Annotated in this window: 27 protein-coding genes; all 27 read left to right on the plus strand. The window is 54.5% G+C overall.

Annotation, left to right across the window (positions count from 1 at the left end):
* Window positions 1-3 precede the first annotated feature (3 nt).
* The 27 genes from tuf (at window position 4) to rpsD (ending at window position 13,592) form a co-directional block, all read left to right on the plus strand.
* Window positions 4-1,197 (plus strand): elongation factor Tu, encoded by a 1,194-nt coding sequence (tuf, locus tag EC919_RS19270; protein WP_133775997.1) that lies wholly within the window; start codon window positions 4-6, stop codon window positions 1,195-1,197.
* Window positions 1,198-1,336: 139 nt separating this feature from the next.
* Window positions 1,337-1,648, plus strand: coding sequence for a 30S ribosomal protein S10 (gene rpsJ / locus EC919_RS19275; protein ID WP_003186070.1), 312 nt, complete (start codon window positions 1,337-1,339; stop codon window positions 1,646-1,648).
* A gap of 81 nt (window positions 1,649-1,729) precedes the next feature.
* The gene (gene rplC, locus EC919_RS19280) at window positions 1,730-2,365 is read left to right on the plus strand and encodes a 50S ribosomal protein L3 (protein ID WP_065988459.1); all 636 of its coding nucleotides are present in this window, start codon (window positions 1,730-1,732) and stop codon (window positions 2,363-2,365) included.
* Window positions 2,366-2,377: 12 nt separating this feature from the next.
* A complete protein-coding gene (rplD, locus tag EC919_RS19285) occupies window positions 2,378-2,980 on the plus strand; it encodes a 50S ribosomal protein L4 (protein ID WP_037017717.1) in 603 nt (200 codons plus the stop codon).
* Window positions 2,977-3,276 (plus strand): 50S ribosomal protein L23, encoded by a 300-nt coding sequence (rplW, locus tag EC919_RS19290; protein WP_065988457.1) that lies wholly within the window; start codon window positions 2,977-2,979, stop codon window positions 3,274-3,276. The genes rplD and rplW overlap by 4 nt, the downstream gene beginning before the upstream one ends.
* Before the next feature lie 14 nt (window positions 3,277-3,290).
* On the plus strand, window positions 3,291-4,115 hold the full coding sequence (rplB, locus tag EC919_RS19295) for a 50S ribosomal protein L2 (RefSeq protein ID WP_003176423.1): 825 nt from the start codon (window positions 3,291-3,293) through the stop codon (window positions 4,113-4,115).
* A gap of 16 nt (window positions 4,116-4,131) precedes the next feature.
* Entirely contained in the window at window positions 4,132-4,407 is a 276-nt protein-coding gene (gene rpsS, locus EC919_RS19300; RefSeq protein WP_002555486.1) for a 30S ribosomal protein S19, read from the plus strand.
* A gap of 13 nt (window positions 4,408-4,420) precedes the next feature.
* Window positions 4,421-4,753 carry a 50S ribosomal protein L22 gene (gene rplV, locus EC919_RS19305; RefSeq protein ID WP_003103908.1) on the plus strand — a complete coding sequence of 111 codons (333 nt, stop codon included), beginning with the start codon at window positions 4,421-4,423 and terminating at the stop codon, window positions 4,751-4,753.
* Between the two features lie 13 nt (window positions 4,754-4,766).
* The gene (rpsC, locus tag EC919_RS19310; protein WP_003176422.1) at window positions 4,767-5,453 is read left to right on the plus strand and encodes a 30S ribosomal protein S3; all 687 of its coding nucleotides are present in this window, start codon (window positions 4,767-4,769) and stop codon (window positions 5,451-5,453) included.
* Between the two features lie 12 nt (window positions 5,454-5,465).
* Window positions 5,466-5,879, plus strand: a complete 414-nt coding sequence (gene rplP, locus EC919_RS19315; protein WP_003186052.1) for a 50S ribosomal protein L16 — start codon at window positions 5,466-5,468, stop codon at window positions 5,877-5,879.
* Window positions 5,879-6,070, plus strand: a complete 192-nt coding sequence (gene rpmC / locus EC919_RS19320) for a 50S ribosomal protein L29 (RefSeq protein WP_002555481.1) — start codon at window positions 5,879-5,881, stop codon at window positions 6,068-6,070. Before rplP ends, rpmC begins: the two co-directional genes overlap by 1 nt.
* Window positions 6,071-6,072: 2 nt before the next feature.
* Complete coding sequence (gene rpsQ / locus EC919_RS19325; RefSeq protein WP_003194644.1) at window positions 6,073-6,339, plus strand: 30S ribosomal protein S17; 267 nt, start codon at window positions 6,073-6,075, stop codon at window positions 6,337-6,339.
* 23 nt (window positions 6,340-6,362) lie between these two features.
* Complete coding sequence (gene rplN / locus EC919_RS19330; protein WP_002555479.1) at window positions 6,363-6,731, plus strand: 50S ribosomal protein L14; 369 nt, start codon at window positions 6,363-6,365, stop codon at window positions 6,729-6,731.
* An 11-nt stretch (window positions 6,732-6,742) separates the two neighbouring features.
* The gene (rplX, locus tag EC919_RS19335; protein ID WP_002555478.1) at window positions 6,743-7,057 is read left to right on the plus strand and encodes a 50S ribosomal protein L24; all 315 of its coding nucleotides are present in this window, start codon (window positions 6,743-6,745) and stop codon (window positions 7,055-7,057) included.
* Between the two features lie 20 nt (window positions 7,058-7,077).
* Window positions 7,078-7,617 (plus strand): 50S ribosomal protein L5, encoded by a 540-nt coding sequence (rplE, locus tag EC919_RS19340; protein WP_037017720.1) that lies wholly within the window; start codon window positions 7,078-7,080, stop codon window positions 7,615-7,617.
* 13 nt (window positions 7,618-7,630) lie between these two features.
* Entirely contained in the window at window positions 7,631-7,936 is a 306-nt protein-coding gene (gene rpsN / locus EC919_RS19345) for a 30S ribosomal protein S14 (protein WP_003186042.1), read from the plus strand.
* Window positions 7,937-8,150: 214 nt separating this feature from the next.
* Entirely contained in the window at window positions 8,151-8,543 is a 393-nt protein-coding gene (rpsH, locus tag EC919_RS19350; protein WP_037017722.1) for a 30S ribosomal protein S8, read from the plus strand.
* Window positions 8,544-8,555: 12 nt separating this feature from the next.
* Complete coding sequence (rplF, locus tag EC919_RS19355) at window positions 8,556-9,089, plus strand: 50S ribosomal protein L6 (RefSeq protein WP_108121485.1); 534 nt, start codon at window positions 8,556-8,558, stop codon at window positions 9,087-9,089.
* A gap of 10 nt (window positions 9,090-9,099) precedes the next feature.
* Complete coding sequence (gene rplR / locus EC919_RS19360) at window positions 9,100-9,450, plus strand: 50S ribosomal protein L18 (protein WP_133775998.1); 351 nt, start codon at window positions 9,100-9,102, stop codon at window positions 9,448-9,450.
* Between the two features lie 3 nt (window positions 9,451-9,453).
* Window positions 9,454-9,954, plus strand: coding sequence for a 30S ribosomal protein S5 (gene rpsE, locus EC919_RS19365; RefSeq protein ID WP_037017729.1), 501 nt, complete (start codon window positions 9,454-9,456; stop codon window positions 9,952-9,954).
* Window positions 9,955-9,956: 2 nt separating this feature from the next.
* Window positions 9,957-10,133: a 50S ribosomal protein L30 gene (gene rpmD, locus EC919_RS19370; protein WP_028621547.1), complete on the plus strand. Its 177-nt coding sequence runs from the start codon at window positions 9,957-9,959 to the stop codon at window positions 10,131-10,133.
* Window positions 10,134-10,136: 3 nt separating this feature from the next.
* Window positions 10,137-10,568 (plus strand): 50S ribosomal protein L15, encoded by a 432-nt coding sequence (gene rplO / locus EC919_RS19375; RefSeq protein ID WP_037017733.1) that lies wholly within the window; start codon window positions 10,137-10,139, stop codon window positions 10,566-10,568.
* On the plus strand, window positions 10,569-11,900 hold the full coding sequence (gene secY / locus EC919_RS19380) for a preprotein translocase subunit SecY (protein WP_133775999.1): 1,332 nt from the start codon (window positions 10,569-10,571) through the stop codon (window positions 11,898-11,900).
* Between the two features lie 28 nt (window positions 11,901-11,928).
* On the plus strand, window positions 11,929-12,045 hold the full coding sequence (gene rpmJ, locus EC919_RS19385; protein ID WP_002555468.1) for a 50S ribosomal protein L36: 117 nt from the start codon (window positions 11,929-11,931) through the stop codon (window positions 12,043-12,045).
* A gap of 131 nt (window positions 12,046-12,176) precedes the next feature.
* Window positions 12,177-12,533: a 30S ribosomal protein S13 gene (gene rpsM / locus EC919_RS19390; protein WP_037017739.1), complete on the plus strand. Its 357-nt coding sequence runs from the start codon at window positions 12,177-12,179 to the stop codon at window positions 12,531-12,533.
* A gap of 30 nt (window positions 12,534-12,563) precedes the next feature.
* On the plus strand, window positions 12,564-12,953 hold the full coding sequence (gene rpsK, locus EC919_RS19395; protein ID WP_002555466.1) for a 30S ribosomal protein S11: 390 nt from the start codon (window positions 12,564-12,566) through the stop codon (window positions 12,951-12,953).
* Between the two features lie 18 nt (window positions 12,954-12,971).
* Complete coding sequence (gene rpsD / locus EC919_RS19400) at window positions 12,972-13,592, plus strand: 30S ribosomal protein S4 (RefSeq protein WP_037017742.1); 621 nt, start codon at window positions 12,972-12,974, stop codon at window positions 13,590-13,592.
* The last annotated feature ends 8 nt before the right edge of the window (window positions 13,593-13,600 follow it).

The following is a 13,600-nucleotide window of genomic DNA, read 5'->3' on the forward strand; positions in this document are numbered from 1 at the left end:
GTCGTGGCTAAAGAAAAATTTGATCGTTCCCTTCCGCACGTCAACGTTGGCACTATCGGTCACGTTGACCATGGTAAAACCACGCTGACCGCTGCTTTGACTCGCGTCTGCTCCGAAGTTTTCGGTTCGGCTCGTGTTGACTTCGACAAGATCGACAGCGCACCAGAAGAGAAAGCTCGCGGTATCACCATCAACACCGCTCACGTTGAGTACAACTCGGCCGTGCGTCACTACGCACACGTTGACTGCCCAGGTCACGCCGACTACGTGAAGAACATGATCACCGGTGCTGCCCAAATGGACGGCGCTATTCTGGTTTGTTCGGCTGCTGATGGTCCGATGCCACAAACTCGTGAGCACATCCTGCTGTCCCGTCAGGTAGGCGTTCCGTACATCGTGGTCTTCCTGAACAAGGCTGACCTGGTAGACGACGCTGAGCTGCTGGAACTGGTTGAGATGGAAGTGCGCGATTTGCTGAGCACTTACGACTTCCCGGGCGACGACACTCCAATCATCATCGGCTCTGCCCGTATGGCATTGGAAGGCAAAGACGACAACGAGATGGGCACCACTGCCGTCAAGAAGTTGGTTGAAACTCTGGACAGCTACATTCCTCAGCCAGAGCGTGCTGTTGACAAGCCGTTCCTGATGCCAATCGAAGACGTATTCTCGATCTCCGGTCGCGGTACTGTTGTGACTGGTCGTGTTGAGCGCGGTATCGTCAAGGTTCAAGATCCACTGGAAATCGTTGGTCTGCGTGACACTACCGTCACCACCTGCACCGGTGTTGAAATGTTCCGTAAGCTGCTCGACGAAGGTCGTGCTGGCGAGAACTGCGGCGTTCTGTTGCGCGGCACCAAGCGTGACGACGTTGAGCGTGGCCAGGTTCTGGTCAAGCCAGGTACTGTCAAGCCGCACACTCAGTTCGAAGCTGAAATCTACGTTCTGAGCAAAGAAGAAGGCGGCCGTCACACTCCGTTCTTCAAAGGCTACCGTCCACAGTTCTACTTCCGGACTACCGACGTAACTGGTAGCTGCGAACTGCCGGAAGGCGTTGAGATGGTTATGCCAGGTGATAACGTGAAAGTTTCCGTTACCCTGATCAAGCCAATCGCAATGGAAGACGGTCTGCGTTTCGCTATTCGTGAAGGCGGTCGTACCGTCGGCGCTGGCGTCGTAGCCAAAATCATCGCGTAAGCGATGATCTTCAAAAAGAGCCTCCGCTTGCGGGGGCTTTTTTATTGGGTTGACACCCCGTTAGCTCGTCTATAGAATTGCGCCTCCTTTAAACGGGCGTATTGCGCTCGGTGGGAAGTAGCCTGGAGTCTGAAATCCAATGCAAAATCAGCAAATCCGTATCAGGTTGAAGGCTTTTGACCATCGCCTGATCGACCAATCCACCCAGGAAATCGTGGAAACCGCGAAACGTACTGGTGCTCAAGTGCGTGGTCCGATTCCACTCCCTACCCGTAAAGAGCGGTTCACCGTTCTGGTTTCTCCGCACGTCAACAAAGATGCGCGCGACCAGTACGAGATCCGCACTCATAAGCGTGTTCTGGACATTGTCCAGCCAACGGATAAAACCGTTGACGCGCTGATGAAGCTTGATCTTGCGGCAGGTGTGGAAGTACAGATCAGCCTCGGCTAAGACTCGGGTCTTAGTCGTGTAACGCTCTGAAATGGGCGGCCATAGCGGGTGAAAGCCCCGTACACTCATGAGGTTTACAACATGACTATTGGTGTAGTCGGTCGTAAATGCGGTATGACCCGTATTTTCACCGAAGAAGGTGTCTCCATTCCGGTTACGGTCATTGAGATCGAACCGAATCGCGTCACCCAGTTCAAAACCGAAGAAGTCGACGGCTATCGTGCAGTGCAAGTCACTGTTGGCGTGCGTCGTGCTTCCCGTGTGACTGCTGCTCAAGCAGGTCACTTCGCTAAAGCGAACGTTGCTGCTGGTCGTACTGTCCTGGAATTCCGTCTTGAAGAAGGCGAATACAAGGCTGGCGATCTGATCAATGCAGAAATCTTTGCTGCTGGCCAGATGGTAGATGTTACCGGTCAGTCCAAAGGTAAAGGCTTCCAAGGTACTATCAAGCGCCACAATTTCCGTGGCCAAGATAATACTCACGGTAACTCCGTGTCCCACCGCGTCCCGGGCTCTATCGGCCAGTGCCAGACTCCTGGTCGTGTATTCAAGGGCAAAAAAATGTCCGGTCATATGGGCGCTGAGCGCGTGACCGTGCAGTCCCTGGAAGTAGTGCGCGTGGACGCTGAACGCAATCTGTTGTTGGTCAAGGGTGCTGTTCCTGGCGCTACTGGCGGCAATGTGGTTGTACGTCCAGCAGCCAAGGCTCGCGGTTAAGGGGAAGCTGACATGCAATTAAATGTAAATGACGCTCAAGCGATCGAAGTTTCCGAACTGACATTTGGCGGCGAATTCAACGAGACGCTGGTTCACCAGGCAGTCGTGGCCTACATGGCTGGCGGTCGTCAAGGTAGCAAGCAGCAAAAGACCCGTTCTGACGTTTCCGGTGGCGGTAAGCGCCCTTGGCGTCAAAAGGGTACTGGCCGTGCTCGTGCCGGTACTATCCGTAGCCCGATCTGGCGCGGCGGCGGTACCACTTTCGCAGCACGTCCTCAAGATCACTCTCAGAAGCTCAACAAGAAGATGTATCGCGCAGCACTGCGCTCCATTCTTGCTGAACTGGTTCGTACTGATCGTCTGGTCGTGGTTCAGGATTTCGCTGTTGAATCGCCGAAAACCAAAGATCTGCTGGGCAAACTGAATGACATGAGCCTGACCGACGTTTTGATCGTGTCGGACGCTGTTGATCAGAACCTGTACCTGGCTGCTCGCAACCTGCCGCACGTTGATGTGCGTGATGTTCAAGGTTCCGATCCAGTTAGTCTGATCGCATACGACAAAGTGTTGATCACTGTGTCGGCCGTGAAGAAATTCGAGGAGCTGCTGGGATGAACCAGGAACGCGTATTTAAAGTTCTGCTTGGCCCGCACGTTTCCGAGAAGGCTACGGTTCTGGCAGACAAAAAAGGTCAGTTCGTTTTCAAGGTTGCTACTGATGCAACCAAGCTGGAAATCAAGAAGGCCGTCGAAAGCCTGTTCAGCGTGAAAGTAGAGCGTGTCACTACCCTGAATGTTATGGGTAAGACCAAGCGCACTGCTCGCGGTCTGGGCAAGCGTAATGACTGGAAGAAGGCAGTTATCTCCCTTCAGCCAGGCCAAGATCTCGATTTCAGCAGCAGTGCTGAGTAAGGAAGGGGTGCATCATGGCAATCGTTAAATGCAAACCGACTTCCCCTGGCCGCCGTTTTGTGGTCAAGGTGGTCAACCAGGAGCTGCATAAAGGCGCTCCTCACGCACCGCTGCTCGAGAAAAAATCGAAGACTGGTGGTCGTAACAACAATGGCCGCATTACTACTCGTCACATCGGTGGTGGTCATAAGCAGCATTATCGTCTGGTCGATTTCCGTCGCAACGACAAAGATGGCATCTCTGCCACCGTCGAGCGCATTGAATACGATCCAAACCGTACTGCTCACATCGCACTGCTGCTGTACGCAGACGGCGAGCGTCGTTACATCATCGCGCCTAAAGGCGTGAGTGCTGGCGACCAGCTGATCGCGGGCGCCTTGGCTCCAATCAAGCCAGGTAACGCTTTGCAGCTGCGCAACATTCCAGTGGGTTCTACCGTTCACGGCATCGAGTTGAAGCCGGGCAAAGGTGCTCAGATCGCTCGTTCCGCTGGCGCATCTGCACAGCTGATCGCTCGTGAAGGTGTCTACGTGACCCTGCGTCTTCGCTCTGGTGAGATGCGTAAAGTTCTGGCTGAATGCCGTGCGACTCTGGGTGAGGTCTCGAACTCCGAGCACAGCCTGCGTTCGCTGGGTAAAGCTGGTGCCAAACGCTGGCGTGGCGTTCGCCCAACCGTTCGTGGTGTTGCCATGAACCCGGTTGACCACCCACATGGTGGTGGTGAAGGTCGTACCTCTGGTGGTCGTCATCCGGTATCGCCGTGGGGCTTCCCGACTAAGGGCGCGAAGACTCGTGGTAATAAGCGTACCGACAAAATGATCGTCCGTCGTCGCAAGTAAATAGAGGGATACGACAGTGCCACGTTCTCTGAAAAAAGGTCCTTTTATTGATCTTCACCTACTGAAGAAGATCGAAGTGGCGGCGGAAAAGAACGATCGCAAACCAGTTAAGACCTGGTCGCGCCGTTCTATGATCCTGCCACAAATGGTCGGTTTGACCATTGCTGTGCATAACGGTCGTCAGCATGTTCCTGTTCTCGTGAACGAAGACATGGTCGGCCACAAACTAGGCGAGTTTGCCGGTACCCGCACTTATCGTGGGCACGTGGCAGACAAGAAAGCCAAGCGTTAAGGGGTAAGGAACGATGGAAGTAGCCGCTAAGTTGTCGGGCGCTCGAATCTCCGCCCAGAAAGCCCGCTTGGTCGCCGACCAGATCCGCGGGAAGAAGGTGGGCGAAGCGCTCAACCTGTTGGCTTTCAGCAGTAAGAAAGCCGCCGAGATCATGAAGAAAGTGCTGGAGTCGGCCGTAGCCAACGCCGAGCATAACGAAGGCGCAGACGTTGATGACCTCAAGGTCTCCACCGTTTTCGTCAACGAAGGGCGTTCGCTGAAGCGCATCATGCCACGTGCCAAAGGCCGTGCTGATCGCATCGTCAAGCGGTCTTGCCATATCACTGTCAAGGTTGCTGACAAGTAACGGAGTCGAAGAGATGGGTCAGAAAGTACATCCCATTGGCATTCGCCTGGGAATCGTCAAGGAGCACACCTCCGTCTGGTACGCAGACGGTCGGACTTATGCGGACTATTTGTTCGCTGATCTGAAGGTGCGAGAGTATCTCCAAGACAAACTAAAAAGCGCGTCCGTAAGCCGTATCGATATCCATCGTCCGGCGCAGACTGCACGCATCACCATCCACACCGCTCGTCCAGGTATCGTTATCGGGAAGAAAGGTGAAGATGTTGAGAAGCTGCGTCAGGACCTGACCAAGCAAATGGGTGTGCCTGTGCACATCAATATCGAAGAGATCCGTAAGCCGGAGCTCGACGGTATGCTGGTTGCGCAGAGCGTAGCTCAGCAGCTGGAGCGTCGCGTAATGTTCCGTCGCGCTATGAAGCGCGCAGTGCAGAACGCCATGCGCATTGGTGCCAAAGGCATCAAAATCCAAGTGAGCGGTCGTCTCGGCGGTGCTGAAATTGCACGTACTGAATGGTATCGCGAAGGTCGTGTGCCTTTGCACACCCTGCGTGCCGACATCGACTATGCCAACTACGAAGCTCACACCACTTACGGTGTGATCGGTGTAAAGGTTTGGATCTTCAAAGGCGAAGTAATTGGTGGTCGCCAAGAAGAGCTGAAACCGCAAGCACCAGCGCCTCGTAAAAAAGCTGCTAAGTAAGGGGTACGCCAAATGTTGCAACCTAAGCGTACGAAGTTCCGCAAGCAGATGACCGGCCACAACCGTGGTCTGGCATTGCGCGGTAGCAAAGTCAGCTTCGGCGAGTTCGCGCTGAAGTCTGTAGCTCGTGGTCGTCTCACCGCTCGTCAGATCGAGTCAGCGCGTCGTGCACTGACCCGTCACGTTAAACGTGGCGGCAAGATCTGGATCCGTGTATTCCCGGACAAGCCTGTCACCAAAAAGCCTCTCGAAGTTCGGATGGGTAAAGGTAAGGGTAACGTGGAGTACTGGGTTGCCCAGATTCAGCCAGGCAAAGTCCTGTATGAAATCGAGGGTGTTTCCGAAGAGTTGGCGCGTGAGGCTTTCGCCCTGGCTGCTGCAAAGCTGCCGCTCGCCACCTCCTTTGTTAAGCGGACGGTGATGTGATGAAAGCGAATGAACTTCGTGAAAAATCAGCACAGCAACTGAACGAGCAACTGCTCGGCTTGCTGCGCGACCAGTTCAATCTGCGGATGCAGAAAGCAACTGGCCAGTTGGGGCAGTCTCACCTGCTCTCGCAAGTTAAGCGTGACATCGCTCGCGTGAAGACTGTGCTCAACCAGCAGGCAGGTAAGTAATCATGGCTGAAGCCGAAAAAACCGTCCGTACGCTGACTGGCCGTGTCGTCAGCGACAAGATGGACAAGACCATCACCGTACTGATCGAGCGTCGCGTCAAGCACCCAATCTACGGTAAATACGTTAAGCGTTCGACTAAGCTGCACGCGCACGACGAAACCAATCAGTGCCACATCGGCGACAAGGTCACTATTCGTGAAACTCGTCCGATGGCCAAGACCAAATCTTGGGCGCTGGTTGATGTTCTCGAACGCGCTGTGGAAGTCTAAGGGCTAGGGGTCGGAGAAATTATATGATTCAGACTCAATCCATGCTCGATGTGGCCGATAACAGCGGCGCACGCCGCGTTATGTGCATCAAGGTGCTTGGTGGCTCTCATCGTCGTTACGCTGGTATCGGTGACATCATCAAAGTTACCGTCAAGGAAGCAATTCCGCGCGGTAAGGTGAAGAAAGGCCAGGTGATGACTGCAGTAGTAGTCCGCACTCGCCATGGTGTTCGTCGCGCAGACGGCTCCATCATCCGCTTTGATGGCAACGCTGCTGTTCTGTTGAACAACAAGCAAGAGCCGATCGGCACCCGTATCTTTGGGCCAGTGACCCGTGAACTTCGTACTGAGAAGTTCATGAAGATCGTCTCGCTCGCCCCAGAAGTGCTGTAAGGAGATCCGACATGCAAAAGATTCGTCGTGACGACGAGATCATCGTGATCGCCGGCAAAGACAAAGGTAAGCGCGGTAAGGTGCTCAAGGTTCTCGCTGACGACCGTCTGGTCGTTGGTGGGATCAACCTGGTGAAGCGTCATACCAAGCCAAACCCGATGTCGGGCGTACAGGGCGGTATCGTCGAGAAAGAAGCGCCATTGCACGCTTCTAACGTCGCCATTTTCAACGGCGCAACCAACAAGGCTGACCGCGTTGGTTTCAAAGTTGAAGACGGCAAGAAAATTCGTGTCTTCAAGTCGACCCAAAAAGCGGTTGATGCTTGAACACTGCTAGGTAGAAGACCATGGCACGACTAAAAGAGATTTACTGGAAAGAAATCGCACCGAAGCTTAAGGAAGAACTTAAGCTTTCGAACGTGATGGAAGTTCCACGCGTTACCAAGATCACGCTGAACATGGGTCTGGGCGAGGCGATCGGCGACAAGAAAGTCATCGAGCACGCTGTTGCAGACCTGGAAAAAATCACTGGCCAAAAAGTCGTTGTGACCTACGCTCGCAAATCTATCGCTGGCTTTAAAGTCCGTGAAGGTTGGCCGATCGGTGTCAAAGTGACTCTGCGCCGTGAGCGTATGTATGAATTCCTGGATCGTCTGCTGTCGATCTCCCTGCCTCGGGTTCGCGACTTCCGCGGCCTGAATGCCAAGTCCTTCGATGGTCGTGGTAACTACAGCATGGGCGTTAAAGAGCAGATCATTTTCCCGGAAATCGACTACGACAAGATCGATGCCCTGCGCGGTCTGGACATTACCCTGACCACCACTGCTCGTACGGACGAAGAAGGTCGCGCATTGCTGCGTGCTTTCAAGTTCCCGTTCCGCAACTGATTGGAGTAGGACCATGGCCAAGAAGAGCATGAAAAACCGTGAGCTGAAGCGTCAGCTCACCGTTGCCAAGTACGCTACCAAGCGTGCTGCGCTGAAAGCGATCATCGTGGATCTGAACGCAAGTCCAGAAGCACGTTGGGAAGCTACGGTCGCACTGCAGAAGCAACCACGTGACGCAAGTGCCTCGCGCATGCGTAACCGTTGCCGCCTGACAGGTCGTCCGCACGGCGTATATCGCAAGTTCGGCCTCGGCCGTAACATGCTGCGTCAAGCAGCAATGCGTGGCGACGTACCAGGTCTGGTTAAGGCCAGCTGGTAAGCAGTTATTCTCGCAGTTCGCTCATTGCGTTCACCTCGAACCGATGGGCGTAGCGCCTGAATTTGAATCAAGCCCCTTTTGGGGCTTGATTCATTTCTGGGGTGCGCCTAGAATTGCCGGCTCGCCAGAGCCCGTGCTTGCACGTGCCCGGAATTTTCAGGCGATAGGTTGTAGCCGCAAGGCTCATTTTTTTTGTATCAGGAGCGTCTAGCCCATGAGTATGCAGGACCCGTTAGCGGACATGCTAACTCGTATCCGTAATGCCCAGATGGCTGAAAAGCCCGTCGTAAGCATGCCATCCTCCACGTTGAAGGTGGCTGTAGCCAAAGTCCTGAAGGACGAAGGTTACATTGCGGGTTATCAGATCAGCAGCGAAACCAAGCCGTTGCTATCCATCGAGCTGAAGTACTTCGAAGGCCGTCCGGTCATCGAAGAAGTGAAGCGCGTTAGCCGTCCAGGCCTGCGTCAGTACAAGTCCGTCGATGAGTTGCCAAAAGTTCGTGGCGGCCTCGGCGTGTCTATCGTCTCCACCAACAAAGGTGTGATGACGGATCGTGCTGCGCGCGCTGCCGGTGTCGGCGGCGAAGTGCTTTGCACTGTGTTCTAAGGGGGGATAAGCATGTCACGCGTAGCTAAGAACCCCGTTAAGTTGCCAGCAGGCGTCGAAGTCAAACTCGTCGGCCAGCAGCTTTCGGTGAAGGGTGCCAAGGGCACTCTAGACCTGAACATTCATTCGTCCGTTGAAATTGTTGAAGAGTCCGGTGAGCTGCGTTTCGCTGCTCGCAATGGCGATCAACAAACTCGCGCAATGGCCGGTACCACTCGTGCGTTGGTAAACAACATGGTCCAGGGCGTAAGCCAAGGCTTCGAGCGCAAGCTCCAGCTGGTCGGTGTTGGTTACAAAGCGCAAGCAAAAGGCACGGTGCTGAACCTGGCCCTTGGCTTCTCGCACCCAGTGGACTACGAATTGCCGGAAGGCATCACCGCTGAGACTCCCAACCAAACCGATATCGTCATTCGCGGTATCGACAAGCAGTTGGTTGGTCAAGTGGCCGCTGAGATCCGCGACTTCCGCCGTCCAGAGCCGTACAAAGGCAAAGGCGTGCGTTACGCGGACGAAGTCGTCCGTCGTAAAGAAGCCAAGAAGAAGTAGGGCATAGCAAATGACCGTCAAAAAAGTTACCCGACTGCGTCGCGCTCGCAAAGCACGCCTGAAAATGCACGAACTCGAAGTCGTGCGTCTCTGCGTGTACCGCTCTTCGCAGCACATTTATGCCCAGGTCATCTCGGCCGACGGCAGCAAAGTCCTGGCAAACGCCTCGACTTTGGACAAAGAACTGCGTGATGGCGCCACTGGCAACATCGACGCGGCCACTAAAGTTGGCCAGCTGATCGCTGAGCGTGCGAAAGCCGTCGGTGTATCGCAAGTGGCTTTTGATCGTTCTGGCTTCAAGTACCACGGTCGCGTTAAGGCGCTGGCTGATGCTGCTCGTGAAGGCGGGCTGGAGTTCTAAGTTATGTCAAATAACGACCAAAAACGCGACGAAGGCTACATCGAGAAGCTGGTACAGGTTAATCGCGTAGCAAAAACCGTTAAAGGCGGCCGTATCTTCACCTTCACCGCGTTGACCGTGGTTGGTGATGGTAAAGGGCGTGTTGGCTTCGGCCGTGGCAAGTCACGTGAAGTGCCTGCTGCGATCCAGAAGGCAATGGAAGCTGCTCGCCGCAACATGATCCAGGTTGATCTGAACGGCACCACGCTGCAGTACGCTATCAAGTCCGCTCATGGGGCTTCGAAGGTCTACATGCAGCCTGCGTCGGAAGGTACTGGCATCATCGCTGGCGGTGCAATGCGCGCCGTGCTCGAAGTTGCCGGCGTCCATAACGTTCTGGCCAAGTGCTACGGTTCGACTAACCCGGTTAACGTTGTTCACGCAACGTTCAAGGGTTTGAAAACCATGCAGTCCCCTGAGTCCATCGCTGCTAAACGCGGCCTGAACGTCCAGGAGATCTTCTGATCATGGCTACCGTTAAAGTAACGCTGATCAAAAGCATGACCGGCCGCATCCCTAACCACAAATTGTGCGTTAAGGGCTTGGGTCTGCGTCGCATCGGTCACACTGTAGAAGTCGTTGATACCCCGGAAAACCGTGGGATGATCAACAAGGCTTACTACATGCTGCGCGTCGAGGGTTAATCGATGAAACTCAATGATCTGAGTCCAGCGCCGGGTTCCCGTCGCGAAAAGCATCGTCCGGGCCGTGGTATCGGTAGTGGTTTGGGCAAGACCGGTGGCCGTGGCCACAAAGGTCAGACCTCCCGCTCCGGTGGCACCATTGCTCCGGGCTTCGAAGGCGGCCAACAGCCGTTGCATCGTCGTCTGCCCAAGTTCGGCTTCGTCTCTTTGAAAGCTATGGATCGTGCAGAAGTTCGCACCTCCGAGCTGGCTAAAGTTGAAGGCGTCGTCACTGTGCAGTCTCTGAAGGATGCCAACGTGATCAACCAAAACGTACAGCGTGTGAAAATCATGCTGTCCGGTGAGGTTACTCGCGCAGTCACCCTCAAAGGTATCGCAGCCACCAAAGGTGCGCGTGCGGCTATCGAAGCAGCTGGCGGCAAGTTCGAGGAATAAATGGCTAAGCAAGGTGCTCTCTCAGCGCTAGGCAAAAGCGGCGGGTTGTCCGAACTCTGGGCTCGTCTGCGTTTTCTGTTCCTGGCGATTATCGTCTATCGGATCGGTGCGCATATCCCAGTTCCGGGTATCAACCCCGACCGTCTGGCGGACCTGTTTCGACAGAATGAGGGGACCATTCTTAGCTTGTTCAACATGTTTTCAGGTGGTGCGCTGGAGCGCATGAGCATTTTTGCACTGGGGATCATGCCGTATATCTCGGCATCGATCATCATGCAGCTCATGACCGCGGTCAGCCCACAGCTGGAGCAGTTGAAGAAGGAAGGTGAGGCTGGTCGTCGTAAGATCAGCCAGTACACCCGCTATGGCACCGTCGTCCTGGCCTTGGTTCAAGCTATTGGCATGTCCATTGGTTTGGCTGGTCAGGGCGTGGCGTTCTCAGCAGATCTCGGCTTCCACTTCGTTGCAGTCACCACATTTGTTGCTGGTGCGCTGTTCATGATGTGGCTGGGTGAGCAGATCACTGAGCGCGGTGTTGGCAACGGTATCTCGATGTTGATTTTTTCGGGTATCGTCGCCGGTCTTCCGAGAGCGGTCGGGCAGTCTTTCGAGTCTGCGCGTCAAGGTGATATCAACATCTTCGCTTTGGTCGCCATCGGTTTGCTGGCAGTAGCGATCATCGGTTTCGTGGTGTTCATTGAGCGTGGTCAGCGTCGTATTGCTGTTCACTACGCCAAGCGTCAGCAGGGCCGCAAGGTCTTCGCTGCGCAAACTAGCCACTTGCCGTTGAAAGTGAACATGGCGGGCGTTATTCCTGCCATCTTCGCAAGCAGCATCTTGCTGTTTCCGGCTTCGCTGGGTGCCTGGTTCGGTCAGTCTGAGGGTATGGGCTGGTTGCAGGACATCTCGCAGTCGATCGCACCTGGTCAGCCGTTGAATATTCTGCTGTTTAGTGCAGGGATTATTTTCTTCTGCTTCTTCTATACGGCGTTGATGTTCAATCCGAAAGACGTAGCGGAAAACCTGAAGAAGTCCGGTGCCTTTATTCCGGGCATTCGTCCTGGTGAGCAGTCTGCGCGCTATATTGATGGCGTTCTGACTCGTCTGACCATGTTCGGTGCTCTCTATATGATGGCCGTGTGCTTGCTTCCACAGTTTCTCGTGGTCGCTGCAAACGTGCCGTTTTACCTTGGCGGGACCTCGTTGCTGATCGTGGTCGTGGTTGTGATGGACTTCATGTCCCAAGTCCAATCGCACCTCGTTTCGCACCAGTATGAATCCCTGATGAAGAAAGCCAACCTGAAGGGCTACGGCAGCGGCATGCTGCGCTGAAGCACCCATAAGGTTCGAGGAGTTGGTGATGAAAGTTCGTGCATCGGTGAAAAAGCTGTGCCGCAACTGCAAGATTATTCGCCGCGAAGGTGTTGTTCGAGTAATTTGCAGCGCGGAACCACGTCACAAGCAGCGCCAAGGCTAAATGTGATCTGTGCTAAAAGCCCAGCAGCTAGTGCGCTGCTGGGTTGATTATTTGTTATTACAGCGATATTATCTCGCGCCCTATTTCTTGGCTTCCGGGGCGTAGGTAGCTGTCAATTGGAGTCCCACTGAATGGCCCGTATTGCAGGCGTTAACATTCCAGATAACAAGCATACTGTTATCTCGCTGACCTACATCTATGGTGTTGGTCGCACAACTGCACACAAAATCTGTGCTACTACCGGGGTGAACCCGGCGGTAAAGATCAAAGATCTGAGCGACGAGCAGATTGAACAGCTGCGTGGCGAAGTCGCGAAGTTCACCACTGAAGGTGATCTGCGTCGCGAAATCAACATGAAAATCAAGCGCTTGATGGACCTCGGTTGCTATCGCGGTCTGCGTCATCGTCGTGGTCTTCCAGTACGCGGTCAGCGTACCAAGACTAACGCGCGTACCCGTAAAGGTCCGCGTAAGCCGATCCGCAAGTAATCGCCCCAGCGAATCGACAGGAATTAAATCATGGCAAAACCTGCTGCTCGTCCTCGTAAAAAAGTTAAAAAGACAGTGGTTGATGGCATCGCCCACATCCATGCATCTTTTAACAACACAATCGTGACCATCACCGACCGTCAAGGTAACGCTCTGTCCTGGGCAACCTCCGGTGGTTCGGGTTTCCGCGGTTCTCGCAAGTCCACGCCGTTTGCTGCTCAAGTAGCTGCTGAACGTGCTGGTCAAGCTGCGCTGGAATACGGCCTGAAAAACCTCGACGTTAACGTCAAAGGTCCAGGTCCAGGTCGTGAATCTGCTGTCCGTGCTTTGAACGGCTGCGGCTACAAGATCGCCAGCATCACCGACGTGACGCCAATCCCGCACAACGGGTGCCGTCCGCCGAAGAAGCGCCGCGTGTAATCCAGGAGATTGTAAAGAATGGCTCGTTACATTGGTCCAAAATGCAAACTCGCTCGTCGCGAAGGCACCGATCTCTTCCTGAAGAGCGGCGTGCGCGCGATCGAATCGAAGTGCAACATCGAAGCAGCACCTGGTATCCACGGCCAACGCCGCGGTCGCCAGTCCGACTACGGCACCCAACTGCGTGAAAAGCAGAAGGTCCGTCGTATTTATGGCGTTCTCGAGCGTCAGTTCAGCGGTTACTACAAAGAAGCTGCCGGCAAGAAAGGCGCGACTGGTGAGAACCTGCTACAACTGCTCGAATGCCGTCTGGACAACGTTGTATACCGCATGGGCTTCGGTTCGACTCGTGCCGAATCGCGTCAGCTGGTATCGCACAAGTCGGTCAGCGTAAACGGCAAAACCGTTAACGTTCCGTCCTACCAGGTTCGTGCTGGTGACGTAGTGGCAATTCGTGAAAAAGCGAAGAACCAACTGCGTATTGTCCAGGCTCTCGATCTGTGTGCCCAACGTGGCCGCGTAGAATGGGTAGAAGTAGACACTGAGAAAAAATCTGGCGTTTTCAAAAGCGTTCCAGCTCGCAGTGATCTGTCCGCCGACATCAACGAAAGCCTGATTGTCGAGCTCTACTCCAAGTAAGGGCTAGA

This window comes from Pseudomonas graminis, assembly GCF_004364335.1.
Lineage (GTDB): Bacteria > Pseudomonadota > Gammaproteobacteria > Pseudomonadales > Pseudomonadaceae > Aquipseudomonas > Aquipseudomonas graminis_D.